At 72.5% G+C, this 25,665-nt stretch carries 18 protein-coding genes and 1 riboswitch; of the genes, 7 read left to right on the top strand and 11 right to left on the bottom strand.

What is annotated here, in order from left to right; all coding sequences use genetic code 11:
* Positions 1–141: 141 nt before the first annotated feature.
* The 4 genes from AB0I22_RS11540 to AB0I22_RS11525 all read right to left on the bottom strand — a co-directional run bounded on the left by AB0I22_RS11540 (position 142) and on the right by AB0I22_RS11525 (position 5,803).
* The gene (locus AB0I22_RS11540; protein WP_363130512.1) at positions 142–1,782 is read right to left on the bottom strand and encodes an MFS transporter; all 1,641 of its coding nucleotides are present in this window, start codon (positions 1,780–1,782) and stop codon (positions 142–144) included.
* A 121-nt stretch (positions 1,783–1,903) separates the two neighbouring features.
* Entirely contained in the window at positions 1,904–3,109 is a 1,206-nt protein-coding gene (locus AB0I22_RS11535) for a lactonase family protein (RefSeq protein WP_363130511.1), read from the bottom strand.
* Between the two features lie 207 nt (positions 3,110–3,316).
* Positions 3,317–4,102, bottom strand: coding sequence for an aminotransferase class IV (locus AB0I22_RS11530; RefSeq protein ID WP_363130510.1), 786 nt, complete (start codon positions 4,100–4,102; stop codon positions 3,317–3,319).
* A gap of 126 nt (positions 4,103–4,228) precedes the next feature.
* A complete protein-coding gene (locus AB0I22_RS11525; RefSeq protein ID WP_363130509.1) occupies positions 4,229–5,803 on the bottom strand; it encodes an FAD-dependent monooxygenase in 1,575 nt (524 codons plus the stop codon).
* Between the two features lie 38 nt (positions 5,804–5,841).
* On the opposite strand from AB0I22_RS11525, the gene AB0I22_RS11520 reads away from it, so the two are divergent.
* On the top strand, positions 5,842–6,588 hold the full coding sequence (locus AB0I22_RS11520) for a TetR/AcrR family transcriptional regulator (protein WP_363130508.1): 747 nt from the start codon (positions 5,842–5,844) through the stop codon (positions 6,586–6,588).
* Between the two features lie 164 nt (positions 6,589–6,752).
* On the opposite strand, the gene AB0I22_RS11515 is transcribed toward AB0I22_RS11520, so the two are convergent.
* Positions 6,753–7,886 carry a HoxN/HupN/NixA family nickel/cobalt transporter gene (locus AB0I22_RS11515; protein ID WP_363130646.1) on the bottom strand — a complete coding sequence of 378 codons (1,134 nt, stop codon included), beginning with the start codon at positions 7,884–7,886 and terminating at the stop codon, positions 6,753–6,755.
* A gap of 30 nt (positions 7,887–7,916) precedes the next feature.
* Positions 7,917–8,141: riboswitch (cobalamin riboswitch) on the bottom strand.
* Between the two features lie 183 nt (positions 8,142–8,324).
* The gene (locus tag AB0I22_RS11510) at positions 8,325–9,557 is read right to left on the bottom strand and encodes an FAD-dependent monooxygenase (RefSeq protein ID WP_363130507.1); all 1,233 of its coding nucleotides are present in this window, start codon (positions 9,555–9,557) and stop codon (positions 8,325–8,327) included.
* A 232-nt stretch (positions 9,558–9,789) separates the two neighbouring features.
* Between AB0I22_RS11510 and AB0I22_RS11505 the strand changes: the two genes are divergently transcribed.
* The 4 genes from AB0I22_RS11505 to AB0I22_RS11490 all read left to right on the top strand — a co-directional run bounded on the left by AB0I22_RS11505 (position 9,790) and on the right by AB0I22_RS11490 (position 15,596).
* Positions 9,790–12,540 carry a sugar-binding domain-containing protein gene (locus tag AB0I22_RS11505; RefSeq protein WP_363130506.1) on the top strand — a complete coding sequence of 917 codons (2,751 nt, stop codon included), beginning with the start codon at positions 9,790–9,792 and terminating at the stop codon, positions 12,538–12,540.
* 5 nt (positions 12,541–12,545) lie between these two features.
* Positions 12,546–14,009 (top strand): APC family permease, encoded by a 1,464-nt coding sequence (locus AB0I22_RS11500; RefSeq protein WP_363130504.1) that lies wholly within the window; start codon positions 12,546–12,548, stop codon positions 14,007–14,009.
* A 209-nt stretch (positions 14,010–14,218) separates the two neighbouring features.
* Positions 14,219–14,995 (top strand): L,D-transpeptidase family protein, encoded by a 777-nt coding sequence (locus tag AB0I22_RS11495; RefSeq protein ID WP_363130503.1) that lies wholly within the window; start codon positions 14,219–14,221, stop codon positions 14,993–14,995.
* A gap of 13 nt (positions 14,996–15,008) precedes the next feature.
* A complete protein-coding gene (locus AB0I22_RS11490) occupies positions 15,009–15,596 on the top strand; it encodes a YIP1 family protein (RefSeq protein ID WP_363130502.1) in 588 nt (195 codons plus the stop codon).
* 614 nt (positions 15,597–16,210) lie between these two features.
* On the opposite strand, the gene AB0I22_RS11485 is transcribed toward AB0I22_RS11490, so the two are convergent.
* Positions 16,211–16,705 (bottom strand): helix-turn-helix transcriptional regulator, encoded by a 495-nt coding sequence (locus AB0I22_RS11485; RefSeq protein WP_363130501.1) that lies wholly within the window; start codon positions 16,703–16,705, stop codon positions 16,211–16,213.
* Between the two features lie 394 nt (positions 16,706–17,099).
* On the opposite strand from AB0I22_RS11485, the gene AB0I22_RS11480 reads away from it, so the two are divergent.
* Both AB0I22_RS11480 and AB0I22_RS11475 read left to right on the top strand, forming a co-directional pair.
* Complete coding sequence (locus AB0I22_RS11480) at positions 17,100–18,041, top strand: hypothetical protein (protein ID WP_363130500.1); 942 nt, start codon at positions 17,100–17,102, stop codon at positions 18,039–18,041.
* Positions 18,042–18,134: 93 nt separating this feature from the next.
* Positions 18,135–18,545, top strand: coding sequence for an NUDIX domain-containing protein (locus AB0I22_RS11475; protein ID WP_363130499.1), 411 nt, complete (start codon positions 18,135–18,137; stop codon positions 18,543–18,545).
* Between the two features lie 40 nt (positions 18,546–18,585).
* Here the strand turns inward: AB0I22_RS11475 and trpS are convergent, their stop codons facing one another.
* The 4 genes from trpS to cobN all read right to left on the bottom strand — a co-directional run bounded on the left by trpS (position 18,586) and on the right by cobN (position 25,638).
* A complete protein-coding gene (gene trpS, locus AB0I22_RS11470; protein ID WP_363130498.1) occupies positions 18,586–19,617 on the bottom strand; it encodes a tryptophan--tRNA ligase in 1,032 nt (343 codons plus the stop codon).
* A 220-nt stretch (positions 19,618–19,837) separates the two neighbouring features.
* Positions 19,838–20,677, bottom strand: a complete 840-nt coding sequence (locus AB0I22_RS11465; RefSeq protein ID WP_363130497.1) for a hypothetical protein — start codon at positions 20,675–20,677, stop codon at positions 19,838–19,840.
* A complete protein-coding gene (locus AB0I22_RS11460; protein WP_363130496.1) occupies positions 20,677–21,951 on the bottom strand; it encodes a VWA domain-containing protein in 1,275 nt (424 codons plus the stop codon). The genes AB0I22_RS11465 and AB0I22_RS11460 overlap by 1 nt, the downstream gene beginning before the upstream one ends.
* A gap of 75 nt (positions 21,952–22,026) precedes the next feature.
* On the bottom strand, positions 22,027–25,638 hold the full coding sequence (gene cobN / locus AB0I22_RS11455; RefSeq protein ID WP_363130495.1) for a cobaltochelatase subunit CobN: 3,612 nt from the start codon (positions 25,636–25,638) through the stop codon (positions 22,027–22,029).
* Positions 25,639–25,665 lie beyond the last annotated feature (27 nt).

The following is a 25,665-nucleotide window of genomic DNA, read 5'->3' as shown; positions in this document are numbered from 1 at the left end:
GAAGGTCTGTCGGTCTGCGCTCACCTGCCATTATCGCCGGTGGCGGGTTGAATGAACATCCACGATCGCCGGATCGGCGCACGGATAGCGGCAGGTGCCCCGGGGGCCGAAGTCCCCGGGGCACCGTCGCACGCCGGTCGGTCAGGCCCGGGCGGAGACTTTCCCCGTGGCATCCGCTGCTGCCGTCTCCGCCGCGGTTCCGGCGCGTGCACCCTCGCTCTCCGCCCCGGTGAGGGCGCTCTCATGGAGATCTCGGGTGCGGATGAACGCGAACGCGATCAGTGCGCCGAGTGCCGCTATCGACGCGCATACGATCATTACCTCGTGGAGGCCGTCCGCGAAGGCTGTACGAGCCGCCCGGTCCAGTTGTTCCGCGATCGCGGCCGGCATTCCGGCCGCGGCCTGCGAGCCGCCGCCCGCGGCGACCGCCTCGCCGAACTCCTGGGCCCGGTCGCCCAGTTGACGACCCGCGTCGGATTCGACGAACAGGTCGGTGACCCTGGACTGGAAGAGCGCGCCGAAGGCCGCGATGCCCACCGCGACGCCCACTTGCTGGAATGTCTCGCCGATCCCGGACGCCATGCCCGCCTCGGACGGCTCGGCCACCGCGATGGACAGCGAGGCGCGCGGCGGGTTGAACAGGCCCATGCCGAGGCCGAGTCCGAACATGCTGGGCAGCAGCGACGTCCAGGCGCTGTCCGCGTCCACCAGCATGACCAGGGCTAGCCCCAGCGCCACGAAGCTCATCGCGAAGCCGACGAGCACGCACTGCGGCATCCGGGTCGTGAGGCCGCCGGCGACGGCCGCGGCCACGAAGAGCGTCAGCGTCAGCGGCAGGAACCGCAGCCCGGTGTCCCAGGCCGAGAAGCCCAGCACGTTCTGCACGTAGGAGATCTGCAGGAAGAGCGCGGACATGGTGGCCGCCGCGCAGAGCAGGGTGACCGCCGAGATGCCGTTGAAGGTGACATTGCGGAAGAGCGTCAGGCGCAGCATCGCCCGTTCGCCGAGCTTCCGTTGGGCGATGAAGAAAGCCGCGAAGAGCAGCGCCGAGGCGGTGAACATGCCCACGATCGCGACGCTCCCCCAGCCCTGCGCCTCCCCGCGCAGGAAACCGAGGACGAGTAGGGCGAGCGCACTCGAGAACAGGACCAGCCCCCACCAGTCCACCGAGTGCGCTCGCGGGTCCCGCGATTCGCGCATGCGCAGCACGCCGATCACCAGCGCGGCGATGCCGACCGGGACGTTCACCAGGAAGATCCACCGCCAGTCGAGGCTGTCGGTGAGGGCGCCGCCGATCAACGGGCCGAACGCGATGGACAGTCCCACCACGCCGCCGAAGATCCCGAACGCCTTGCCCCGCTCCTTGCCGCGGTACTCGTGCCCGATCAGCGCGGGGCCGACCGCGAAGAGCATCGCGCCGCCCAGGCCCTGCACCCCTCGCGCGGCGGACAGGAATGCCGCGTTCGGGGCGAGGCCGCAGGCCAGCGAGGCCAGAACGAAGATCACGAATCCGGTGTTGAACACCCGCTTCCGACCGAGCCGGTCCGCCAGGGAGCCCGCGGTGAGGAGGAAAACCGCGAGTCCCAAGGCGTAGGCGTCGAGCACCCATTGCAGGTCGGAGAAGCTGGCGTGGAGATGCGTGCGCATATCAGGTAGCGCGACGTTCACCACGGTCAGATCGAGCATCAGCATGAACGTCGCCACACAGACGGCGGCGAGCGTCCATCCGCGTCCGCCGCCGGGCCTCGGCACGGCAGTGGCTGTCGCGGTCGACTCGGTCATCAAGACTCCCCCAGTCCTTCACACCGTCTATCGGATCATCAATCATTTATCTTTCCTACGATCCAAGAAGGTATGGACTGAGATTCCGACTGTCAACGTTTCCAGGGGAGTTGGCGGGCAATCAGGCCGGAACCGTGCACACGGGCGTGGGGGCGGTGAACTTCCCTCCGGTCAGGGCGAGTTGACCTGACCTGCGGTCCACGGCGAAGACGGTCACCGAGTCCGAGTTCTGGTTGGCGGCGAACAGCAGCGACCCCGATGGCGAGAAAGCGATGTGCCGCGGGTACGCCCCGCCGACCGGCACCGCGTCCAGCAGCTCCAGCCGGGCGCCGCCGTCACGCACCGCGTACCGCGTGAGGCAGTCGCGCCCGCGGTTCGCCAGGAACGCGAACCGGCCGTCGCCCGTGACCAGCACCTGCGACGGGTAGTTGCGCACCCCGCCGCCGGGCCCCGGCACAGTGGCGGGCTGCGGCGCGCCCGGCGTGAGCCGGCCGGCCGCCGGGTCGTACCGGCACGCCACCACCGTGTCGTCCAACTCATTGGCCAGATAGGCGAATCGGCCCGACGGATGGAACGTCAGGTGGCGCGGCCCGGCGCCCGGCCGCGTCGCCGCGCGCGAGATGTGCCGCAGCCGGCCGGTGGACTCGTCCAGCCGGTACGTGTGCACGGCGTCCGTGCCCAGATCCACCGCCAGGATGTACCTGCCGTCCGGCGCGGTGAGCACCTGGTGCGCGTGCGGGCCCCGCTGCCGCTCCGGGTCGGGGCCCGAGCCCGTATGCCGCACGAGGTCGGTCCGCGCACCGACAGCGCCGTCCCGGCCGATGGGATGGACGGCAACGCTGCCGGAACCGTAGTTGGCGCTCAGCAGATGGCGGCCGCCCGGATGGAGGGAGAGATGACAGGGCGCCGCGCCGCCGGTGGGCTGCCGCCCCAGCAGCCGCGCCCCGCCGTCCGCCGAGAGCCGCACGGCGCTCACGCCGCCCTCGTCCTGCTCGTCGACCGCGTACAGCGTCCGCCCGGACGGGTCCAGGGCCAGGAAGGAGGGGTCCGCGACGCCCTCCAGCACCCGCGTCGAGGTGAGCCGGCCCGTGTCGCCGTCGTAGGCCGCGAACCCGATCCCCCGCCCGCCGCTGCCGCCCGACGTGTACGTGCCGAGGTAGCAGGGCCGCCCGCTCGCGCCGCCGCCCCGCCCCCGTTCCGCGGCCGCGGCCAGGTCGGCCGGCCGCGCGGCCCGCGCCGTACCGCCGCTCGCCACCGCCCCCGCGACCGCGCCGGCGGCGACCGCGCCGAGCAGCCGACGGCGGCCCATTTCCACTTCAGCACCCATGCCCGCACCTCCGGGTCCGTGGACATCCAGCGATATCCAGTCACTCGAAGCCACAGTGGCCCCGGCCACCTTGCCGATCAAGAGGCCCGGCGCCCCGCGCGGCCCCCGCCGACGGGCCGTCAGAGGGGGCCGCTAAAGAGGGTCATTCAAGAGAGCCGTCGGGGGGATCGTCACAGGGGGCGCAGGACGGCGGCCGCCGCGATGCCGTCAGATGACGTCCGCCGCGATCATCCCGAAGATCCGCACGACCTCGGCCACGAGCGGCACGTCGGCGGGGAACGCCAGGTCGTCGATGCGGGAGATGGGCGCGATGCCCTGGGAGTTGGTGAGGAAGGCCCCGCCGTACGAAGCCAGGTCGGCGGTACGCACGCCGGACCGCCGCCAGGGCAGGCCCGCCGCGTCCAGCTCCTGCCGGAGCAGCAGCATCGAGATGCCGTCCAGCGCGGGGGCGTCGGGCCACACCACGGTGTCGCCGTCGATGAAGGCGACGTTGGTGATGGCGCCTTCGGCCACGGTGCCGTCCGGGCCCACCAGCAGCGCCTCGTCGAAGCCCGCTCGCTGGACCTGCTGGCGGAAGTAGCCCTGCGCGAAGCCGCCCGTGTGCTTGACGTGGGCGACGGGGCGCTCGTACGGCACGGTGCGCAGGGCCTGCGCGGTGGCCGGCATGGTCGTCGGCGGGCGCACGCTGACCAGCACCGAGGGCTCCGCTTCGGGGGCCGGTACGAAGACGTTGACCCGCACCGACGCGTCCTCGACGCCGCCGAGCGCGTGCCGGATCAGCTCGCGGACCCGGCCGCCGTCGAGGCCGGCGCCGAACAGTTCGCGCGTGGCCGCGTCGAGCCGCGCGAGGTGGAGGTCGAGGCCGCGCACCGCCCGGCCGCGCACCTGCATGGCGGTGAAATGGCCGTAGTTGCTCATCAGCGGGGCGAACAGCTCTTCGGCTGTGGCCACCCGCCCGTCGAGCTCGATCCGGAGGTCAGGAAGATCGGTCATGCCGTCGACCCTACGTGGGGCCCCTCCCCCGAACGGCCGCACGGCGCTGCCCGACGCACCGCATGCCCGTACGACCGTACGACCGTACGACCCGACGAACGGGCGGCAGGCGGCGCGGCCGTACCGCTACGCGGAGGCGGTGCGCGCGGCCGGGTCCCGGCGTTCCGGTCCCGCGTCGGACAGCTCGGACAGCTCGGAAAGTTCCGCCCGGAGCAGGCCGTCGTACACCTCGACCGCCCGGTCGGGGTCCGTGCCCCGCCAGGCGACGAGGTGGTCGGGCCGCAGCAGCAGGCACTCGCCCGCGGGCAGGAAGTCCAGCTCGTGCCGGTGGACCGGGAGCCGGTCCGTTCGCGGCGAGGCGGTCTCCGGGCTCGTGAGGAGGGACCAGCCGGGGCCCGCGAGGTCGATCGTCGAGCGGGTACGGGCCTCGTCGAGCCAGCGGTGGGGAACGCGGGTGCCGACGCGCCCGGCGGGCGCGAACTCGGTGACCGGCTCCGGGTCGTCCGTCGCTTCCGGGCCGCTCACCAGGGCCCCCTCGGTGTGCTGGAACCCCCCGGCGGCCAGGACGAAGGGGTGGGCGAGGGTCGGGTCCGGGGGCGCCGCGAGGTTCTGGAAGGTCGCGATGCGGCGGCTGGACTCGTCGGCCGCGAACCAGCCGGCCGGGCGGCGTTCGGCGTCGTAGCTGTCGAGGAGGGCGGGCGCGGCCTCCCCGCGCAGGACGGCGGCCAGCTTCCAGCCCAGGTTGTGCGCGTCGGCGATCCCGGTGTTGGCGCCGCTGGCGGCGAACGGCGGCATGACGTGGGCGGCATCGCCCGCCAGGTGCACGCGGCCGGTGCTGTAGCGGTCGGCGACGAGCATCTCGGCCTGCCAGGACAGCACGCTGAGGATGTCGAGGTCCGGGACGGGGACGCCGAGCACGGTCCGCAGCAGGGCGGGCCAGTCGCGGTCTGCCTCGCCGCCGGGGCTCATGAACACCCACCGGCGGCGGCCGTCGACGGAGGCGAGCGCGCCGGGGGCGTCGGGGTGGTCGAGCCGGCAGAGGTTGAACTCCCGGCCGCGTACGACCTCGGCGAGGTCCGCGTGGAAGTAGACGTTCACGTTCGGGCCGCCGACGGCTCCCTCTCCGGAGCGGCTGATGCCGAGGGTCTCGCGCACGAAGCCGCGTGCCCCGTCGGCGGCCACCAGATACCGGGCTTCGACGCGGTGGCGGCTGCCGTCCGTACGGTCGAGGAGTTCGGCGCTCACCCGGTCCGCGTCCTGGTCGAAGCCGAGGAGTTCGGTGTCGAACCGCACGGTGGCGCCGGCGTCGACGGCGGCGGCGCGCAGGACGGGTTCGAGTATGTCCTGGGCGATCAGGCAGGGCTGTTCGGGGCTGACGTCGAGGGCCGGGGCGCCGGGCGCCACGGGCTGCCACAGCGGGAGCTGTTCGGCTTCGGCGAGCGTGCGGCCGGCCGCCATGTGGTCGTGGCCGGCGAGGTCGCGGGCGGCGTCGTGGACCAGTCCGGCGAGGCCGAGCTCGCGGAATATCTCCATGCTGCGCACATGGAAGCGGCGGGCCTTGGGCTGCGGCGAGGTGGTCGCGCGCCTCTCCACCACCGTGACGGCGACGCCGTGGTGGCGGAGGACCAGCGCGGCGGTCAGGCCGGTCAGGCCGCCGCCGGAGATCAGTACGTCAGAGGTCTGTGTACATTGTCCACTCATGATGTACAACGTACACCCGATGGTAGGGTTCGAGGAACATGACTTCCTCCGACCGTCGCCCCGCGTCCGGTGGCCTGGTGTGGTTCGACGAGCCCGCACCGCCCCGCCGGACCGAACAGCTCAGCCGCGAGCGCATCGTGAGCGCCGCGATGGACATGGCCGACCGCGAGGCGGCCGGCGAGTTCACCATGCGGGCCCTCGCGACCGGGCTGGGCGTGCGCAGCCCCATGGCCCTGTACCGCTACGTCGGCAGCAAGGACGGACTGCTGGATCTGATGTCCGATCAGGTCTACGGGCAGCTCACCGTCGCCCGCGGCGAGGGCTGGCGCGCGGCGCTGCACACCATGGGCAGCACGGGCTGGGACGCCGTGCAACGCCACCCGTGGTTCGCGCGGCTGGCCTTCAGCCGCCCGCCGCTGGGGCCGAACGCCCTCGATCTCTACGAATCCGCGCTCACCGAGCTCGACCCCCTCGGGCTCGACGCGGCCACCCGCATGCGGTGCGTCGAGACCGTGCTCGGCCAGGTCTTCGGCTCCGGGCTCGCCCTGCTGGAAGAGCGGACCATGCGGGCCCGCGTCGGGCTGCACACCGACGACGAGCTGGAGAAGGCCGTCGAGCCCTACCTGGAGCGGGTGGCCGCCGCGGGCAGGCACCCCCACTTCATCCGCTGGGTCACCGACCCCGGACGGCACGCCCCCGGTCCTCAGCCGTTCGACCAGGTCCTGGAGTGGGTGCTCGACGGGCTCGCGACCGTCGTCGCCCGAGGCGGCTCGGCGCCGGCCTGACCGACGGGCCTCCTCATCTCCGCGTGTACACGCGACGGGACCTCTGCCCGTACACGCGACGGGACCTCTGCCCGTACGCGCGACGGCCGCGCCACCACGAACGCACGTACGGGGGCGGCGCGGCCGGCGCCGCGCCGCCCCCGTCACCGGCCGATCGGCCGGCGTCAGCCCTCCGGCGCCGTCCGGGCCGCCCAGCGCTGCTCGACCTTGCCGAACCGCCAGTACGCGAGCGCCGCCGCCCATACCACCACGAAGAGCCCGACGATGACGAAGCCGACGTTGTCGAGGTCGAGGCCGGAGATCCAGCCGGTGACCGCGTCGTCCATGGCCAGCTTCTCGCGCAGGACGCTCACCAGCTCGATGGTGCCGATGAGGAAGGCGACCGCGATCGACAGACCGGTGATGGTGAGGTTGTAGTAGACCTTGCGGACCGGGTTGGCGAACGCCCACTGGTAGGCGAAGTTCATGAATGTGCCGTCGAGCGTGTCGAAGAGGCTCATCCCGGCGGCGAAGAGCAGCGGCAGGCACATGATGGCGTACCAGGGCAGCCCGGCCGCGGCGCCGCTGCCCGCCATCACCATCAGCGTGACCTCGGTCGCGGTGTCGAAGCCGAGGCCGAAGAGGAAGCCGAGCGGGTACATCTGGCCGGGGCGGGTGATGGAGCGGGTGAACCGGCCGAGCACCCGGTTCATGAAGCCGCGCGAGTCCAGGTGCTCCTCCAGCTCGGCCTCGTCGAAGCGGCCCGCGCGCATGGAGCGGAAGACCTTCCAGATGCCCGCGAGGGCCACCAGGTTGAGCGCGGCGATGAGGTAGAGGAAGGTTCCGGAGACGGTCGTGCCGACGACGCCGAGCGCCTGGTGGGCCGTGGAGTCCTCGTTGATCAGCGTGCCGGCCAGATGGGCGCCGCCCGCGACGAGCGCGGCCATGGCGACCACCACGCTGGAGTGGCCGAGGGCGAACCAGAAGCCCACGGAGACCGGGCGTTTGCCGTCGGCCATCAGCTTGCGGGTGGTGTTGTCGATGGCGGCGATGTGGTCGGCGTCGAAGGCGTGCCGCATGCCGAGGGTGTAGGCGGTGACGCCGAGGCCGACGCCGAACACCTGCGAGCCGACGGTGTAGTGGCTGGGCACGACGAACAGGAAGAGCACGCCGAAGGCGACGACGTGCAGTGCGGCTATGACGGCCAGCAGTCCGGCGGTGCGCAGGGTGTCCTGCCGCTGCCAGCGGAACGCGGGCGCGGCGGTATCGGAGCCGGGACCGGCGGGGGAATCAGTGGGGGTGTCGGTGGGCAGGGCCATCCGTATTTCACGCTCCAGCACCTCGTGGATCAGTTCGTGAGATGCCGTGGCCGGTCTCCTGGCTTACGGGTTCAGCTCGCGCTGTCCTCCGCCCGGCCTTCCCGGTCGCAGGCTGCGGCCAGTGGCTCCGTACGGCCGCCGAGGCGGGTACGGAAGGGCTGAGGGCCCCCGATCACAGTGGCGAGGGCCGCTCCGGAATAGGGCCGCGAGGGCCCCTCACCGGTCTTCCCGAACACCACGGCTGGGCTACTTTAACGGCTTCGGCGGTTCTGGCCAGTGGCGGATTTAACGGTTTCGACGCCTCTGACCAGTGGCGGGCCGATGTGACGCACGCGGCTCCGCCGCCCGCGGGCGCACTCGGCGGACTCCGCTCCCCCTCCGCGAACGCACTCGCCGAACCCCTCCCCGCCTTCCACGGGCGCGCTCACCGAACTCCGTCTACCTGCCCAGGGCGATCCCGCCGAAGCCCCGCTCGCCCTCCGAGGCCGCGCGCCACCACTCCTCGGTGGACCGCTGGTCCATGGCCGCCCAGTCCGGTACGGACAGCACTTGCGCCCGGCCGAGCCGCCTGCCAAGTTCCAGCACCGCCCGGCCGATCGGCGCGCGCTCGGCGTCGTACGCGGCCAGCCCGGCGTCGAAGCCGTCGGCGGAGCGCAGTGCGCGCTCCAGCACCGTGGCGTCCTGCAGCGCCTTGACCGCGCCGCCGCCGGTGTGCGGGCGGGCGATGGCGGCGGCGTCGCCGAGGAGGACGAGGCGGCCCTTGGCGTAGTGCGGCACGGCGAGGTCGAAGATGGGCTGCACCAAGGTGTCCTCGGCGCGGGTGCGCTGGACGACCTCCCGCCAGTAGGGCGGGAAGTGCGCGGCCACCAGCTTCTCCTGATGCTCGAACAGCTCGGCGGCGACGGTCCGCGGCGGCGGCATGGTGGGGTCGTCGAGCCGCAGCCCCGGCACGTCGGGGGGCACCGCGTAGAACACCCAGTTGACGGAGGTGCCGCGGCCGGAGGGGCCGGGAATGCGGTACGCGATCATGTGGCCCCCGGGGAACGCGACGGTGGCGGCGTCCTGTTCGGCCCACGCGTCGCGGGGACCCGGCAGCCGGTCTGCCGGCAGCGAGCCGCGCCACGCGAGGTACCCGGCGTACTGGGGCGCGACGTCGGGGTACATCGCGGCGCGGACGACCGAGCGGTAGCCGTCCGCGCCGATCACGAGGTCGAACCGCTCCTCGCCGCCGTCCGCGAGACGCAGAACGGCGCCGCGCGGGACGTCACCGCGGTCCGGGTCGGGTGTCACCGATTCGACGGCGGCGCCCGACCGGTAGTCGGCCCGCTCGGGGACGCGGGCGCGTAACTCCCGCCATAGGGAACCCCAGTTGTAGGAGCGGAAGGGAAAGGGCAGCACCCCGAACTCCCGCCCGCCGCGCGCGTCCGTGTCGCCGAGCAGCCAGACGCGCCGGGTGAGCCGCACCCAGGGCATCGCGGCGTCGACGTACCCGGCCCGCTCCAGTTCGGCGTACCGGTCCTGCTGGACGGCGAGGCCGACGCCCCGGTCCTGGAGCCGCCGGGCGGCCCGTTCGTACACCACGACCTCGGCCGCCCCGGCCCGTACGGCGGCCAGCGCCGCGGCACAGCCGGCGATGCTCCCGCCCACGACGGCCACTCGTCCTCCGCGCACAGCTTCCCCTCATCCCCTCATCCACTCGTCCGGTCGTACCGTCGGACTCCGCTCAGATCATTGACATGAACGGTGCGATTCCTTAGCGTCCTGCCCCACCCAATAGGAAGGTTTCTTAACTTCCAGTGACGAAAGGTGAATTACGCCGCGCCCGGCCATTCCTTCTGAATCCTGCCATTCCTGCCAATCCTGCCGATCCCCCGCCGACTCGGCCGTCCGAGAGGTACCCGCTGTGTCCCTCCGCCCCGCCGCGCCATTAGCCGTCACCGGTCTGCTGCTGAGCCTCGCCCTCCCCGCCTCGGCCCTCCCCGCGCACGCCACCGCCCCGGCGCCGCGTCCCGCCGCCCCGCCCGTCGCCCCCGTCACCCGGGCCGCACCGGCCCCTGGTGCCGCGACCCCGCTCTCGGGGTACGCGATCCAGTCCTCGGCCGAGGTCTCCGACACCCCCGAGGCCATCTCCACCCCCGGTTACGGGGCCGAGGGCTGGCATCCGGCGGCGGCGCGCTCCACCGTGCTCGCCGCGCTGCTCGCCGACGGCACGTACAAGGACGATCCCTTCTACTCCACCAACATGAAGAAGATCGCGGCGAAGGACTTCTCCGTCCCCTGGTGGTACCGGTCGGACTTTACCGTCGGGAAGGCCAAGCACCCCGAAACCCGCACCTACCTCGACTTCAGCGGCGTGCTCTCGGCGGCCGACGTCTACGTGAACGGGAAGCGGGCGGCCGGCGCGGACCAGGTCGCCGGCGCGTACACCCGGCACGAACTCGACATCACCTCACTCGTCCGAAAGGGCGTCAACTCCGTTGCGCTGAAGGTCCGTCCCAACAATCCGGACAAGAACCTGACGATGGGTTGGGTCGACTGGCTGCAACCGCCGCCCGACGCGAACATGGGCCTCGTCCGCGACGTCCTGGTGCGCCGGGGCGGCCCCGTAGCGCTGCGCGACGCACATGTGTCGACGAAGCTCGCACTGCCCGGCATGGGCTCCGCCGACCTCACCGTCAAGGCCACCGCCCGCAATGAGACGGCGGCCCCGCTGACCACGACCGTCTCCGGCGCCATCGGGCCGGTCCGTTTCGGCAAGCGCGTGACGCTGGCCGCGCACGAGAGCAGGGCGGTCTCCTTCAGCCCCGCCGACACCCCCCGGCTGCGCCTCGCCCATCCGAAGGTGTGGTGGCCCGCCGGGATGGGCGGGCAGCCGCTGTACAGGCTCGGCCTCACCGCCGCCGTGGACGGCAGGACCGCCGACACCGCGCACGAGGAGTTCGGCATCCGCGACGTCAAGGCCCCGCTCGACCCGGCCGGGGCGCGCCGGTACTCCGTCAACGGGCGGCCGCTGCTCATCAAGGGCGGCGGCTGGCTGTCGGACATCTTCCTGCGCTGGGACCCCCGCTATGTGAAGGACCGGCTGAAGTACGTGACCGACCTCGGCCTCAACACCGTACGGCTGGAGGGCCATATCGAGCCGGACGAGTTCTTCGAGCTGACCGACCGGATGGGCATCCTGACGCTCCCCGGCTGGGAGTGCTGCGGCAAATGGGAGGGCGACAACAACGGCGACGAGCCGGGCGAGAAGTGGACCGAGGCCGACCACCGCGTCGCCAAGGCGTCCATGGCCGCCGAGGCCGCCCGGCTCCGCGGCCACCCCAGCGTGATCTCCTTCCTCATCGGCTCCGACTTCGCGCCCGGCGCGCGCACCGAGAAGGACTACCTCGACGCCCTGAAGGCGGCCGACTGGCCCAACCCCGTCGTCTCCTCCGCCTCCAAGCGCCCCTCGCCCGTCCTGGGCGCGTCCGGCATGAAGATGACCGGCCCCTACGACTGGGTCCCGCCGAACTACTGGTACGCCAAGCGCGAGGGCGGCGCCACCGGCTTCAACTCCGAGACCAGCGCCGGGCCGTCCGTCCCCACCCTCGACACCCTCAAGCGGATGCTCTCCCCCGCCGAGCTGCGCACGCTCTGGAAGGACCCGTCGGCGCGGCAGTACCACCGCTCGCCGTCCACCACCTTCGGCGATCTCAAGCTGTACGGGAACGCGCTCGCCGGCCGCTACGGCCGGCCGAAGGGCCTCGACGACTACGTCCGCAAGGCGCAGCTGACCCAGTACGAGGCGGTGCGGGCCGAGTTCGAGGCGTACGGGCGCAACGCGAGCGACCGGTCGAAGCCGTCGACCGGTCTCATCTACTGGCTGCTCAACAGCGGCTGGACGTCGCTGCACTGGCAGCTCTTCGACCGCTACCTCGACCAGGGCGGCGCGTACTTCGGCGCGAAGAAGGCCGGCGAGCCGCTGCACATCCAGTACTCCTACGACGACCGGTCGGTGGTCGTGGTCAACCAGCGCCACACCGCCGCGGCCGGGCTCAGGGCCCAGGTGGGTCTCTACACCCCCGACGGGCGGCGGAAGCTCGTGCGGGAGGCCGCGGTGACCGCGCCCGGCGACGGCGGCAAGGCCACCGCGCTGACGCTCCCGGCCCGGGTGCCCGGGCTCAAGGGGACCTACCTCGCCAAGCTCCGGCTGACCGACGCGCGGGGCAGGGAGGTCAGCCGCAACGTGTACTGGCTCTCCACGAAGCCGGACGTCCTCGACTGGTCCCGCACCGACTGGTACTACACGCCGACGACTAGCTACGCCGACTTGACGGGGCTCGCCTCCATGGGCCGGGCGCGGGTGGTCTCGAAGTCCCGCACGGACCAGGGGCCCGACGGCACCTCCACGACGACCGTCACCTTGCGCCGCACGGGCGGTGGCTCGGCGCCGGCGCTGATGACCGACGTCCATGTCGTGGACGCGGCAGGCCGACCGGTGCTACCTGTGCGGTGGACGGACAACCAGGTCAGCCTGTGGCCCGGCGAGTCGGTGACGGTCACCGCGAGCTACCGCACCGCGGATCTGCACGGCTCGGCGCCCTCGGTCCGGGTGTCCGGCTGGAACACCCCACAGAGCACGGCGCGCAGCGTGCTACGCACGAGAAAGGGCTGACGCTTATGCCGGACCTCATGGACGAGCGCGTCGGATTCGTACGGCGCATCGGCCTGTTCCAGGCCACCGCCATCAATATGAGCCAGATGTGCGGCATCGGGCCGTTCGTGACGATCCCCTTGATGGTCGCGGCCTTCGGCGGGCCGCAGGCCGTGATCGGGTTCATCGCGGGCGCGGTCCTCGCCCTCGCCGACGGGCTGATCTGGGCCGAGCTGGGCGCGTCGCTGCCGGGCGCGGGCGGCAGCTACGTCTATCTGCGGCAGGCGTTCCAGTACCGCACGGGCAAGCTGATGCCGTTCCTCTTCGTATGGACGGCGATGCTCTTCATCCCGCTGGCCATGTCCACCGGGATCATCGGGTTCGTGCAGTACCTCGGCTATCTGTGGCCGGGCATGAGCCGGGGCCAGGGCGACCTCGTCGGGCTGGCGGCCATCGTCGTCATCCTCGCGATGCTGTGGCGCCGGGTGGAGAACATCGCCAAGCTCTCGGTCGTCATGTGGACCGTGATGATCGCCTCGGTGGTGCTCGTCATCCTGGCCGCCTTCACCCACTTCAGCCCGGAGCGGGCCTTCACCTACCCGGCGCACGCCTTCGAGCTGACCAGCAACCACTTCTGGATCGGCTTCGCGGCGGGGCTGACCATCGGCATCTACGACTACCTCGGCTACAACACGGCCGCGTACATGGGCGCCGAGATCAAGCGGCCCGGCCGCACCCTGCCGCGCGCCATCATCTACTCGATCCTCGGCATCATGACGATCTACCTGCTGCTCCAGATCGGCACGCTCGGCGTCATCGACTGGAAGGACATGCTCGACCCGGACAGCACGGCGTCCTCCTCCGTCGCCTCGGCGGTGCTGGAGAAGGCCTGGGGCAAGAGCGCGGCCGACGCCGTGACCGTGCTGATCCTCATCACCGCCGTCGCCTCCGTCTTCGCGGGGCTGCTGGGCGGCTCGCGGGTGCCGTACGACGCCGCCCGCGACAAGGTGTTCTTCCGCCCGTACGGAAAGCTGCACCCGCGCCACCGCTTCCCCGTGCTGTCCCTGCTGACCATGGGCGCCGTCACGGCCGTCGGCTTCATGATCGGCAGGCATACGGACCTGGCGACCATCATCCAGCTGCTGACCACCGTCATGGTGATCGTGCAGGCGCTGGCCCAGATCGCCGCCGTCACGGTGCTGCGCCGCCGGCAGCCGGGGCTTCGGCGGCCGTACAAGATGTGGCTGTACCCGGTGCCGAGCGTCGTCGCGCTCGTCGGCTGGCTGGTGATCTACGGCTACGCCGACAAGAACTCGCCGGGCAGGCACCCCATCGAATGGTCGCTGGCCTGGGTCGCGGCGGGCTGCGTGGCGTTCCTGCTCTGGTCGCGGTACGAGAAGGTGTGGCCGTTCGGTCCGCGCGAGATCAGCGAGGAGTATCTGCGCGGCGCCGACCCGGACGCCGAGGACGGGTCGCCGGCCGGCGGCTGATCCCGGCGGCCGCCCGAAGGCCGAAGGCCGAAGGTCCCCGCATCGCAAGGTCTCCGCGTCGCAAGGTCCCTGCGCCGCGGGGGCCTTCGGCTGTATTCGAGCCACACGTGTCACACCGGTCAGCGGAATCCGCACGTCCGGGTAGGGTGCGAAAGATCCCTATATCCCTACCTGGTGGACCGGAATTGAACGATAACGAACGTGTACGCGTGACCCGGCGGGGCAAGGTCGTCCTCTCCACGGCGACCGCCGCCATCGCCGCCGCGGGACTGTGGAGTTGGGCCGCCTCGGGACACGAGGTCAAAGCCGACTCGCCCGCGGCGGCGGCCCCCGCGACGACGACGCCCGCCGCGCCGGCGGCCGTGCCGCCCTCGCCGAAGCCGACCGACGACGGCCGGATTCCGGGCCTCGACGCGGCCGCGCGCAAGCGAATACCAGCGGAATCCCGCCAAGTTCTGGTGGTCACCGGCCGGGGCGCCGACTCCTCCGACTCGACCGCGGTCCTCTACACCCGCGCCGAGGACTCGCGACTCTGGCGGCCGGGCCCGAGCTGGCCGGCGCACAACGCCGCGCACGGCTGGACCCCCGACCACCACTACGGCGACCTCCGCTCCCCCGAGGGCGTGTTCACCCTCACCGGCGCGGGCGGCAAGCTCGCCTTCCCGGACGCGAAGCTCCCGTACGACCACAACGGGTCCTTCATCGCCTCCGGCAGCGGCGTCGAGGGCGAACCCCTCGCCGGCGCCTTCGACTACGTCATCGGGATCGACTACAACCGGGTGCCCGGCACCTCACCGCTCGATCCGCGGCGGCCGCTCGGGGCGAAGAAGGGCGGCGGCGTGTGGCTGCACGTCGACCACGACGGCCCCACCCAGGGCTGTGTGAGCCTGAAGCCGAATGTGATGCGGACCCTGCTGCGCACCCTCGACCCGAAGCTCAAGCCGGTGGTCGTGATGGGCCCGGCGTCGGCTCGAAATCACCGGTGATAGAACGGCAACCATGCCTGCGACCACCGCCCCGCCCCCGCCCGCGCCCCCCACGAAACGGCGCAGGCTCTACTGGCACCGGCTGATACCGGGCCTCTGGTACCGCCCCGTCGAGATCCTGGACGAGGCCCGGGACCGCGGCGTGTGGGGCGCGGCGGTCCTGCTCTGCCTGGTCTGCGGGGCGCTCGGCACCGTCACCAAGGGCTCGTTCCGCCAGCAGTGGGACGGCAACCGCACGCTCGCGCTGGGCTCACTGGCCACCGTCGAGGCGGGGGTCCTGTTCGCCAGCCTGGTACTGGGCGTCGTCACCCACACCATCGCCCGGCGCCTGGGCGGCAACGGCAGGTTCGGCCCGACGGTCACGCTGTTCGTCGTACTGTTCTGGACCACCGACCTGCCGCGCCTGGCACTGCACGCCTGGCTCCCGGCTCATTCCCTGGCGGTACGCGCCCTGGCTGGCCTGACCTGGCTGTTCGGCTACGCGCTGGCCGCCCTGCTGATTCGCGGTCAGCACCACCTGCCGACACACAAGGCACTCGCCTCGGTGAGCATCCAGATGCTGGCCGCCGGCGCTCTCCTCAAGTTCCCGCCGGGGCACTGAGAACATGCCGGAGAAAGCCGAGGGAAGGAGAAGGCCCGCCCGGTGCGACGGGGGATGCACACCGGGCGGGCACAGGAACCTTTCTACCTCATCAAGGATGGGTTATGCATCAAAAACCTGTTCGGCTGACTGATTACCAGCGGACAGGGAGCGAATTCAGGCCACGCGCACGGATCGTGGAACGCCACTTCAGCGCGGGCCGGTCGCTATTCGGAGCGGGCCCGGACAGCGATTCCCGAGCTTCGGGCAGCTGTTCCGCACGTGTCGCCCCGGGCTCCGTACGGGCCGACGGCGCACCCGGACAGCAGGGGCCCCACGCCCCGGCACCGGACGTCCCGACTGGCCACGGCGCCGGACCCGCACGCTCCGGCCCCAGGAACAAATCCGGACCACAAGAGATCGGGTCAGCGGTGGGCGGCGTCTTCGCCCCACCGTCGCCGCCCGGATGCCGGTCGCCGCGTCCTCGACCGGAAACCGACGGATCGCACGGGCGGCGCCGGGTCCGTACACGCTCGTACGGGCCCGGCACCAGCCTGTGTCGCAGGCGGCCTTGACCCCCGTCCAGGGCCACCTCGTCTCCACCGATCCGCGCCGGATCTCGGAGCCCGGTCCGCTCAGCTCTCGCCACGCGGTTCCTCGGCTCCCGTCTCGGGCGGGTCCGCCGGAAGGTTCATCTGCCGTCTGAACTGGCCGATGATCGTCGTCAGGCTGTCCTGCACCTCCGGCGGCAGACCTACCGAGCGCAGGGCGATGGCGCGTACGCGCTGGTCCCGCATGGCGGTGAGGAAGCGGACTTCCTCCTCCACCCGCTCGGCCTGAGACGGCGACAGATCGCCTAACAGGTAACCGACCGGCACTCCGAAGAACTTGGCGAGCGCCCGCAGCAGATCGGGGCTGGGATTGGCGCGCCGGCCGTTGCGCAGCATCGACAGATACTGCTCCGTCACGCTGACTCCGCCGTACTCGTCCGTCCCGGTGCTGATCCGGTCCGCCACGTGTCCGTTGGTATAGGGAGCTCCCGGCGGGTGCATGCTCGCGAACAGGTAGTTGAGCCGTTCCGCGAGCGGGCTCTCACCGGCCCCCGCCGATCTGTCGCCCCCGACTGCCATTTGCTCCATCCTTCGGAATGTGTCGCACGGCATCTCACGGGCAGTTAAGCCCGCAACCGCCGTGGAGAGCATCTTGCCACGGAGGTAACGCGCCGCACCAGGGCGTCAGAGGGAAAGAACGATGTGTCTTACTTAACCACCGGTTTAACCGGGGCCGGTTCTTGACAGCCACACGGAAGCAACCTAACGGGCCGCCAACCCGTCTTGACCATAATGCGGTGGCGGCGGCCCGCGGGGAAAGTCTCGGCTCTGTGGGGTGGCACACCTCTCGGGGAGATCCGGCGCCCGAACGCCGTGGCGCTCTCGCGGACCCGCCGCGCGCGGGGGACGATGACACGCTCGTACCGGCGCAGACTCCGGACCCGCAGCTCTCGTCCCCGGGAGGACCCGCTCCATGAGAAGACCGCCGCGCCCCGTATTCCTGCCCCTCCTGTCCCTGCTCCTCGTCGCGGCGACGTCCACCGCACACGCCGCCGACAGTGCCGGCAGGACCGACAGCACCGAACGCTCCACGGCCGCCTCCGACGACGCCTACTGGACGGCGCGGCGGATGGCCGCGGCGCAACCCGTCGCGGGCGTGCGGGCGGCGGCGCGCGGCGGCGCCCCGGCCGCCGGGCCCACCGCGCCGAGCCGCCCCTTCGACGGCCTCCCCCAAGTGGGCACGTTCTTCTGGACGGACGACACCGGCACCGGGCGCTCCTGCGGCGGCACCATCGTCCGCAGCCCGCACCGCGACCTCGTGGTCGGCGCCGGGCACTGCCTGCGCACCCCGAAGCCGAAGCGGCACCTGTCCTTCGTGCCCCAGTACCACGACGGGCAGAAGCCGTTCGGGCTCTTCCCCGTCGAGCGCGTCTACATCGACCAGCGCTACTACGACCTGGGCACCGACGCGGGCGCCCGCTGGGACTACTCCGTCGTCCGGGTCGGCCCGCGCGCGGACGGGACCGAGGCGCAGGAGGCCGCCGGCGGCTTCGGCCTCGGCGTCTACCCCGGCTACGAGCACCGGCGCGTACGGCTGATCGGCTACCCGGGCACCGACGACGCCACCCACCCCAAGCCGCTGGACTGCCGCTCCGCCACGCACCGCTACACCAGCACGGACCCGGCCGCGCCCGGCGACTTCCTGGAGATCGCCTGCGCCGGCTACATCGGCGGCACGTCGGGCGGCCCGTTCCTGGTGCGGTCCCTCAGCGGCTACCGCCTCATCGGGGTGATCGGGGGCTACCACACCGGAGGGGACTTCCCGGACATCTCCTACAGTTCGTACTTCACCGCGGACACCCTGGCGCTGTACATCCACGCCGTGCGCGGCGACGATCCGGCGCGGCCGCGGTAGACCGTGTCACCGGTCGGGGCTCCGGAGGCGCGTTCCGTCCCGCCTGCGAGAATGCGTCACGTCAACGTGGTGCGTACGAGAGGTGGATCAGCGGTGTCAGCGGTACTCCCCGCCCTGGAATCGGTGAGCTGGCTGTGTGTGCGGGACGGCCGGCTGCTGGCCGTGCGCACGCACGGCCGGGAGGTCTTCTACCTGCCCGGCGGGAAGCTGGAGCCCGGTGAGAGCGGCCCGCAGGCGCTCTCCCGCGAGCTGTCCGAGGAGCTCGGGATCGCTGCCGCGCCGGAGGCGCTGACCGAGGCGTTCGTCGTCGAGGACGTGGCGCACGGGCAGGAGGACGGCAGGCGGCTGCACATGACCTGCTACACGGGCGAGGCCGCGGGCGAGCCGGCACCCGGGCGGGAGATCGCCGAGCTGGCGTGGCTGGGCGTGGCCGACGCCGGGCGCGGGGCGCCGGCGCTCTGGCAGGTCATCGAGCGGCTGGCGGCCGAGGGGCTGCTCGCCTGAGCGGTCGGGGCGGGGAGCCCCCTGGGCTCCCCGGTTCCCTTCAGTACGTCGCCCCCATCGCCTCGCGCACCTCGCGCAGCGTCGCGTCGGCGATGGCGTTGGCGCGCTCATTGCCGGTCCGCAGCACCTCGCGGACGTAGCCGCGCTCCCGCGCGTACGCGGCGCGGCGGGCCCGCATCGGGCGCAGGTACTCGTTGACGGACTCGGTGACCACCTTCTTCAGCGCGGCGGCGCCGCCCGCGCCGATGTCCTCGGCGACCTGGTGCGGGTCGCGGTCCTGGCAGAGCGCGGCGAGGAGGACGAGGCCGGAGACCTCCGGGCGGGTCTCGGGGTCGTAGGTGATGTGCCGCTCGGCGTCGGTCTTCGCGCGCTTGACGAGCTGGGCGGTCTCGTCCTCGGAGGCGCCCAGCGCGATGGCGTTGCCGCGGCTCTTGCTCATCTTGCCGCCGTCGGTGCCCAGCAGGTGCGGCGCGGCGGACAGCAGCGCCTGGGGCTGCGGGAAGATCTCCGGGCCGCCGTGCGCGTAGCGGTCGTTGAAGCGGCGGGCGACGGTGCGGGTGACTTCGAGGTGCGGCAGCTGGTCCTTGCCGACGGGGACGAGGCTGGCCTTGCAGAAGAGGATGTCGGCGGCCTGGTGGACGGGGTAGGTGAACATGAGCCCGCTCACGGCGGACTGCCGGGAGTGCGCGATCTCATCCTTGACCGTGGGGTTGCGGCTCAGTTCGGCGACGGTGACCAGGCTGAGGAAGGGCAGCAGCAGCTGGTTGAGGGCGGGGACCGCGCTGTGCGCGAAGACGGTGGCCCGTTCGGGGTCGATGCCGGCGGCGAGGTAGTCCAGGACGAGGCCCTCGACGTGGTCGCCGAGGCGGTCGGCGACGTCGCGGTCGGTGAGCACCTGGTAGTCCGCGACCAGCACGATCATCTCGACGCCGAGGTTCTGGAGCCGTACCCGGTTGTGCAGGGTGCCGAAGTAGTGGCCGAGGTGGAGCGGGCCGGTGGGCCGGTCGCCGGTCAGTACGCGGTGGTCGCCGGGGGCGCGGCACACGTCGGCGTCGAGGGCTGTGATGGACATCGGGGTTCTCCTCGCTGGGTGGAGGCCGGACGCGGCAGCGGCCGGGAGCGTGGAGAACGCGCGAGGGCCGCCCTTGCGGACGGCCCGTGGTCGTGTCTGATCGGAAGCCGTCCCGCTAGGACGGCCACCAGTTCTGACACGGAGAAAAGTGCATGCGGCAATCATAGCGCCCAGGTGCGGGCGGGCGACGGGCCCAAGGGCCCGCCGCCCGCGTGGTCCGCTAGCGCACGTCGCCGTACCCGTCGCCCGGATACCCCTGCCCCGGCTGGCGCGCGGCGGGCGGGCGGGCTCCCCAGCGGTTGCGGGGATGCCGGGTCAGCGTGTAGCCGCCGACGCCGAGGAGCGCCGCGAGGACGCCGCCGCCCAGGGTCCACGCCCAGCGGTCGGAGAACCAGCCGCCCGTCCAGCCGTCCTCCGGCTCGGCGACCGACTGGGCGTGCAGCGGCGCGCCCAGCTCGCCGCCGCCGTCGTACGAGCCGCCGGCGCTCTCCGCCGTCGCCTCGACCTCGGCGCGGGCCGCGAGGCCCATGTCCTTGTCCGGCGCTTCCGCGACGGTCAGCCGCAGGTAGTACGCGCCGGGCAGCGGGTCGTTGGACCAGCGCTCGGCCCACTGCCGTACGGGGCGCAGGGTGCAGGTGAGGGTGATGGCGGTGTCCGTCTCGGACGCCCGTTTCGTCGGTTCGCCGGAGGCACACGCCTGGCGGCGGCGCAGTCCGTCGTAGACGTCGAGCTGCCAGGTGGCCGCGCCGTGCCGAAGGCTCGCCTCCGGGAGGGTCACGGTCGCCTTGGCGGTCGCCCGCTGGCCCGCCCCGGCCGGGAACTGCCAGTAGAGGTAGTCGCCGGTGGAGGCGGTGGCGCTCGCCTTCTGGCCCTGCTTGATGGCCGTGGCGGTACGGAAGCCCGTACCGGCCTCCGTCGGCGCGGACTCGGAGGAGTTGTCTCCGCTCGCGCCGGCGCTCGGGGTGGGAGTCGCGTCGTCGGCTGCCGCGGAGGCGGCCGGGGCGAACAGCAGGGCCGTGGCGGCGAGCAGGGCCGCGCCCAGCACACGTGTCGTACGCATCAGTTCGCCCTCCAGACCGCGACGCGCCAGCGCGTCAGCCAGCCCCAGATCAGACCGGCGAGGAGGCCGATGCCGCCGAGGGCGGCGAGCAGCACCCAGCCGCGGCCGAGGCCGAAGGCGGCCACGTCCGAGGCGTTGTCGGGCGCCTTGACGAGGTCGACGGCCAGCTCGACGGGGAGGCCCGGTTCGCGCTTGACGGAGTCGGGCGCGGAGAAGGAGTTGGCGACCTCAAGGCAGACGGTCTTGGGGTCCGGTCGGCTGCCGTCGGACTTCTTGTCCTGCTCGGCCACCGGGTAGCGCAGACCCGAGGAGAGCACGTCGGTGCGTCCGCTGCCCGCGTCGCTGCCGCGTACGAGCTCCTGGCCCTTGTCGCTGACGGCGCGCAGCCGCACCCCGTAGTCGGGGTTGACGGCGCGGTCGGCGCTGACGCTCACCGCGGCGCGCAGTTCCTGACCGGGGTTCACCTTCACGCGGTACCAGCGGTGTTCGGCGAACTTCTCGCGGTCGGTGAAGATCCCGGCGCCCAGCACGGGCGCGTCGGTGCACTGGTCCGTGGCGCCCTGCACCGCCTTCGGCGGCGCCTCGACCGGGTCGGCGGTGCGCTTGACGAGCTGCTTGATGCGGCCGGAGAGCTGGTCGGCGTGCTGCACCGAGGTGTACGTGCCGCCGGTCGCCTCCGCGATGCAGCTGAGCTGCCTGCGGGTCTTGTCGTCGTGGGCGAGGCCGAGCGTGTCGACCGTCAAGTGGGTGCCCTTGGCGGCGAGTTCGCGGGCCACGTCGCAGGGGTCGGGCTTGCCGCAGGAGTCCTCGCCGTCGGTGATGAGGACGATGCGCCGGGTGCCGCCGTCGTTGCCGAGGTCCTTGTCGGCGGCGCGCAGGGCGTAGCCGATGGGCGTCCAGCCGGTCGGCTTCAGGTTGGCGACGGCGGCCTTGGCGGTGGCCTTGTCGACCTGGCCCACGGGGTACAGCTGCTTGCTGTCCCGGCAGCCGATCACCTTGTCCTCGCCGGGGTACTCGGAGCCGAGGGTCCGGATGCCGAGCTGGACGACCTCCGGCGTCGCGTCGATCACCTCCCCGAACGCCTGCTTGGCCGCGGCCATGCGCGACTGCCCGTCGATGTCCTTGGCGTTCATCGAGCCGCTGACGTCGAGGACGAGCTCTACCTTGGGGGCCTTCTCCGCCGCTTCGTCCGCGGCGAGGGCCGGGGAGGCGCCGGCGGCCAGCGTGGCGAGCGCCGCGAAGGCGCCCGCCACCAGCCGTCTTGTGATGATCATTCAGCGGATCTTAGTGATCACCGGGCCATGGGCCCAATTTGCAATTTGAGGAGCCGTCACCCTCGCGACGAGGGGTCAGTCGTCGCCCTCCAGGTTGCCCTCGGTCTCCAGGAACGCCTGGCGCAGGGCGTCGAGGGTCTCCGCGTCCGGCTCGGCCCACATGCCGCGGCTCTCGGCCTCCAGCAGCCGCTCCGCGATGCCGTGCAGCGCCCAGGGGTTGGCCTCCTGGAGGAAGGCGCGGTTCTCGGGGTCGAGGACGTAGGTCTGGGCGAGCTTGTCGTACATCCAGTCGGGGACGACGCCGGTGGTGGCGTCGTAGCCGAAGAGGTAGTCGACGGTGGCGGCGAGTTCGAAGGCGCCCTTGTAGCCGTGGCGGCGCATCGCCTCGATCCAGCGGGGGTTGACGACGCGGGCGCGGAAGACGCGCGAGGTCTCCTCGACCAGGGTGCGGGTGCGGACCGTCTCGGGCCGGGTGGAGTCGCCGATGTACGCGGCGGGCGCGGTGCCCTTGAGCGCCCGTACGGTCGCGACCATGCCGCCGTGGTACTGGAAGTAGTCGTCCGAGTCGGCGATGTCGTGTTCGCGGGTGTCGGTGTTCTTGGCGGCGACCGCGATGCGCTTGTAGGCGCTCTCCATCTCCTCGCGGGCCGGGCGGCCCTCCAGCTCGCGGCCGTACGCGTAGCCGCCCCAGACGGTGTAGACCTCGGCGAGGTCGGCGTCGGTGCGCCAGTCGCGGCTGTCGATGAGCTGGAGCAGGCCCGCGCCGTACGTGCCGGGCCGGGAGCCGAAGATACGGGTGGTGGCCCGGCGTTCGTCGCCGTGCACGGCGAGGTCTGCCTGGGCGTGGGCCCGCACGTAGTTCTGCTCGTCGCTCTCCTCCAGCCCGGCGGCAAGCCGCACGGCGTCGTCGAGGAGCCCGATGACGTGCGGGAAGGCGTCGCGGAAGAAGCCGCTGATGCGCAGGGTCACGTCGATGCGGGGGCGGCCCAACTCCTCGGCGGGGATGGGCTCCAGGCCGTTCACGCGGCGCGAGGCGTCGTCCCAGACGGGCCGGACGCCCAGCAGCGCCAGTGCCTCGGCGATGTCGTCGCCGGAGGTGCGCATCGCACTCGTGCCCCACAGGGAGAGGCCCACGGACTTGGGCCACTCGCCGTTGTCGGTGCGGTAGCGCTCCAACAGCGAGTCGGCGAGCGCCTGGCCGGTCTCCCAGGCGAGGCGGCTGGGCACGGCCTTGGGGTCGACGGAGTAGAAGTTGCGGCCGGTCGGCAGGACGTTGACCAGGCCGCGCAGCGGGGAGCCGGACGGCCCGGCGGGCACGAAGCCGCCGTTGAGGCCGTGCACGGCGTGGTCGAGCTCGTCGGTGGTGGCGGCGAGGCGCGGCACGACCTCGCGGGCGGCGAACTCCAGGATGGCGCGGACGCCTTGGCGCTGCGCCTCGGGCAGCTCCAGGCTGGCCTTCTCGGCGGCGGCCGGGTCCCAGTCGGCGTCCTCCATGGCCGCGACGAGCGTACGGGCGCGCTCCTCGGCCTCGTCGGCGCCGGTGCGGGTGGCGGCGGACTCGTCGAGGCCGAGGGCCTCGCGCAGGCCGGGCAGGGCGGCGGTGCCGCCCCAGATCTGCCGGGCGCGGAGGATCGCGAGGACGAGGTTGACGCGCTCGGGGCCGGTGGGGGCGCCGCCGAGCACGTGCAGGCCGTCGCGGATCTGGGCGTCCTTGACCTCGCACAGCCAGCCGTCGACGTGCAGCAGGAAGTCGTCGAACCCGTCGTCGTCCGGCCGGTCGGCGAGCCCGAGGTCGTGGTCGAGCTTGGCGGCCTGGATCAGCGTCCAGATCTGGGCGCGGATGGCGGGCAGCTTGGCCGGGTCCATGGCGGCGATGGAGGCGTACTCGTCGAGGAGCTGCTCCAGGCGCGCGATGTCGCCGTAGGACTCGGCGCGGGCCATCGGCGGCACGAGGTGGTCGACGAGGGTGGCGTGGGCGCGGCGCTTGGCCTGGGTGCCCTCGCCGGGATCGTTGACCAGGAAGGGGTAGATGAGCGGCAGGTCGCCGAGGGCGGCGTCGGGGCCGCAGGCGGCGGACAGGCCCGCGTTCTTGCCGGGCAGCCACTCCAGGTTGCCGTGCTTGCCGAGGTGCACCATGGCGTCGGCGCCGAAGCCGCCGTCGGCCCGGTCGGCGGCGATCCAGCGGTAGGCGGCCAGGTAGTGGTGCGAGGGCGGCAGGTCGGGGTCGTGGTAGATGGCGATGGGGTTCTCGCCGAAGCCGCGCGGCGGCTGGATGAGGATGAGGAGGTTGCCGCGGCGCAGGGCGGCCAGGACGATGTCGCCCTCGGGGTTCCGGCTGCGGTCGACGAACATCTCGCCGGGCGGGGGTCCCCACTGGCCCTCGACGGCCTCGCGCAGTTCGGCGGGGAGCCGCTCGTACCAGCGCCGGTAGTCGGCGGCCGGGATGCGGACGGGGTTGCGCGCCAGCTGCTCCTCGGTGAGCCATTCCTGGTCGTGGCCGCCGGCTTCGATGAGGGCGTAGATCAGCTCGTCGCCGACGCCGGATTCGAGGCCGGGTACGGGCTCGGTCCCGAAGTCGTAGCCGTCGGCCTTCAGGCGGCGCAGCAGGGCGACGGCGCTGGCGGGGGTGTCGAGGCCGACGGCGTTGCCGATGCGGGAGTGCTTGGTGGGGTAGGCGGAGAGGACGAGCGCGAGGCGCTTCTCGGCGGCCGGGATGTGGCGCAGCCGGGCGTGGCGCACGGCGATGCCGGCGACGCGGGCGGCGCGCTCGGGGTCGGCGACGTAGGCGGGCAGGCCGTCCTCGTCGACCTCCTTGAAGGAGAACGGGACGGTGATGAGGCGGCCGTCGAACTCGGGGACGGCGACCTGGGTGGCGGCGTCCAGCGGGGAGAGGCCCTCGTCGTTCTCCTCCCAGGCGGTGCGCGGCCCGGTCAGGCACAGGGCCTGGAGGATCGGCACGTCGAGGGCGGCGAGCGCGCCCGCGTCCCAGGACTCGTCGTCGCCGCCGGCGGACGCCTCGGCGGGCTTGGTGCCGCCGGCCGCGAGGACGGTGGTGACGACGGCGTCGGCCGCGCCGAGCGCCTCGACCAGCTCGGCCTCGGGCGCGCGCAGGGAGGCGACGAAGAGCGGCATGGGCACGCCGCCCGCGTCCTCGACGGCCTGGCACAGCGCCTCGACGAAGGCGGTGTTGCCGCTCATGTGGTGGGCGCGGTAGTAGAGCACGGCGATCCGCGGGCCGCTCGCGTCGGCGCGCGGGGTGCGCTCCAGCGAACCCCAGGTGGGGGCGGGCGCGGGCGCCTCGAAACCGTGGCCGGTGAGCAGCACGGTGTCGGAGAGGAAGCGCGCGAGCTGCTCCAGGTTGGCGGGCCCGCCGTGCGCGAGGTAGGCGTGCGCCTCGGCGGCGATGCCGACGGGGACGGTGGACGCCTCCATCAGCTGGGCGTCGGGGGCCTGTTCGCCGGTGAGGACCACCACGGGCCGGTCCCCGGCGAGCAGGATGTCGAGCCCCTCCTGCCAGGCGCGTACGCCGCCGAGGAGCCGTACGACGACGAGCTGGACGCCGTCGAGGAGGCCGGGCAGCTCGCTCAGGTCGAGGCGGGCCGGGTTGGCGAGCCGGTAGGGCACGGGCCCGTCGGCGGCGCGCGCGCTGAGCAGGTCGGTGTCGGACGTCGACAGCAGCAGGATCACTGGAACTCGCCTCGCGTAGTCGTTCCG

Source organism: Streptomyces sp. NPDC050610 (genome assembly GCF_040654875.1).
Lineage (GTDB): Bacteria > Actinomycetota > Actinomycetes > Streptomycetales > Streptomycetaceae > Streptomyces.
This window is presented reverse-complemented; position numbering and strand designations above follow the sequence as displayed.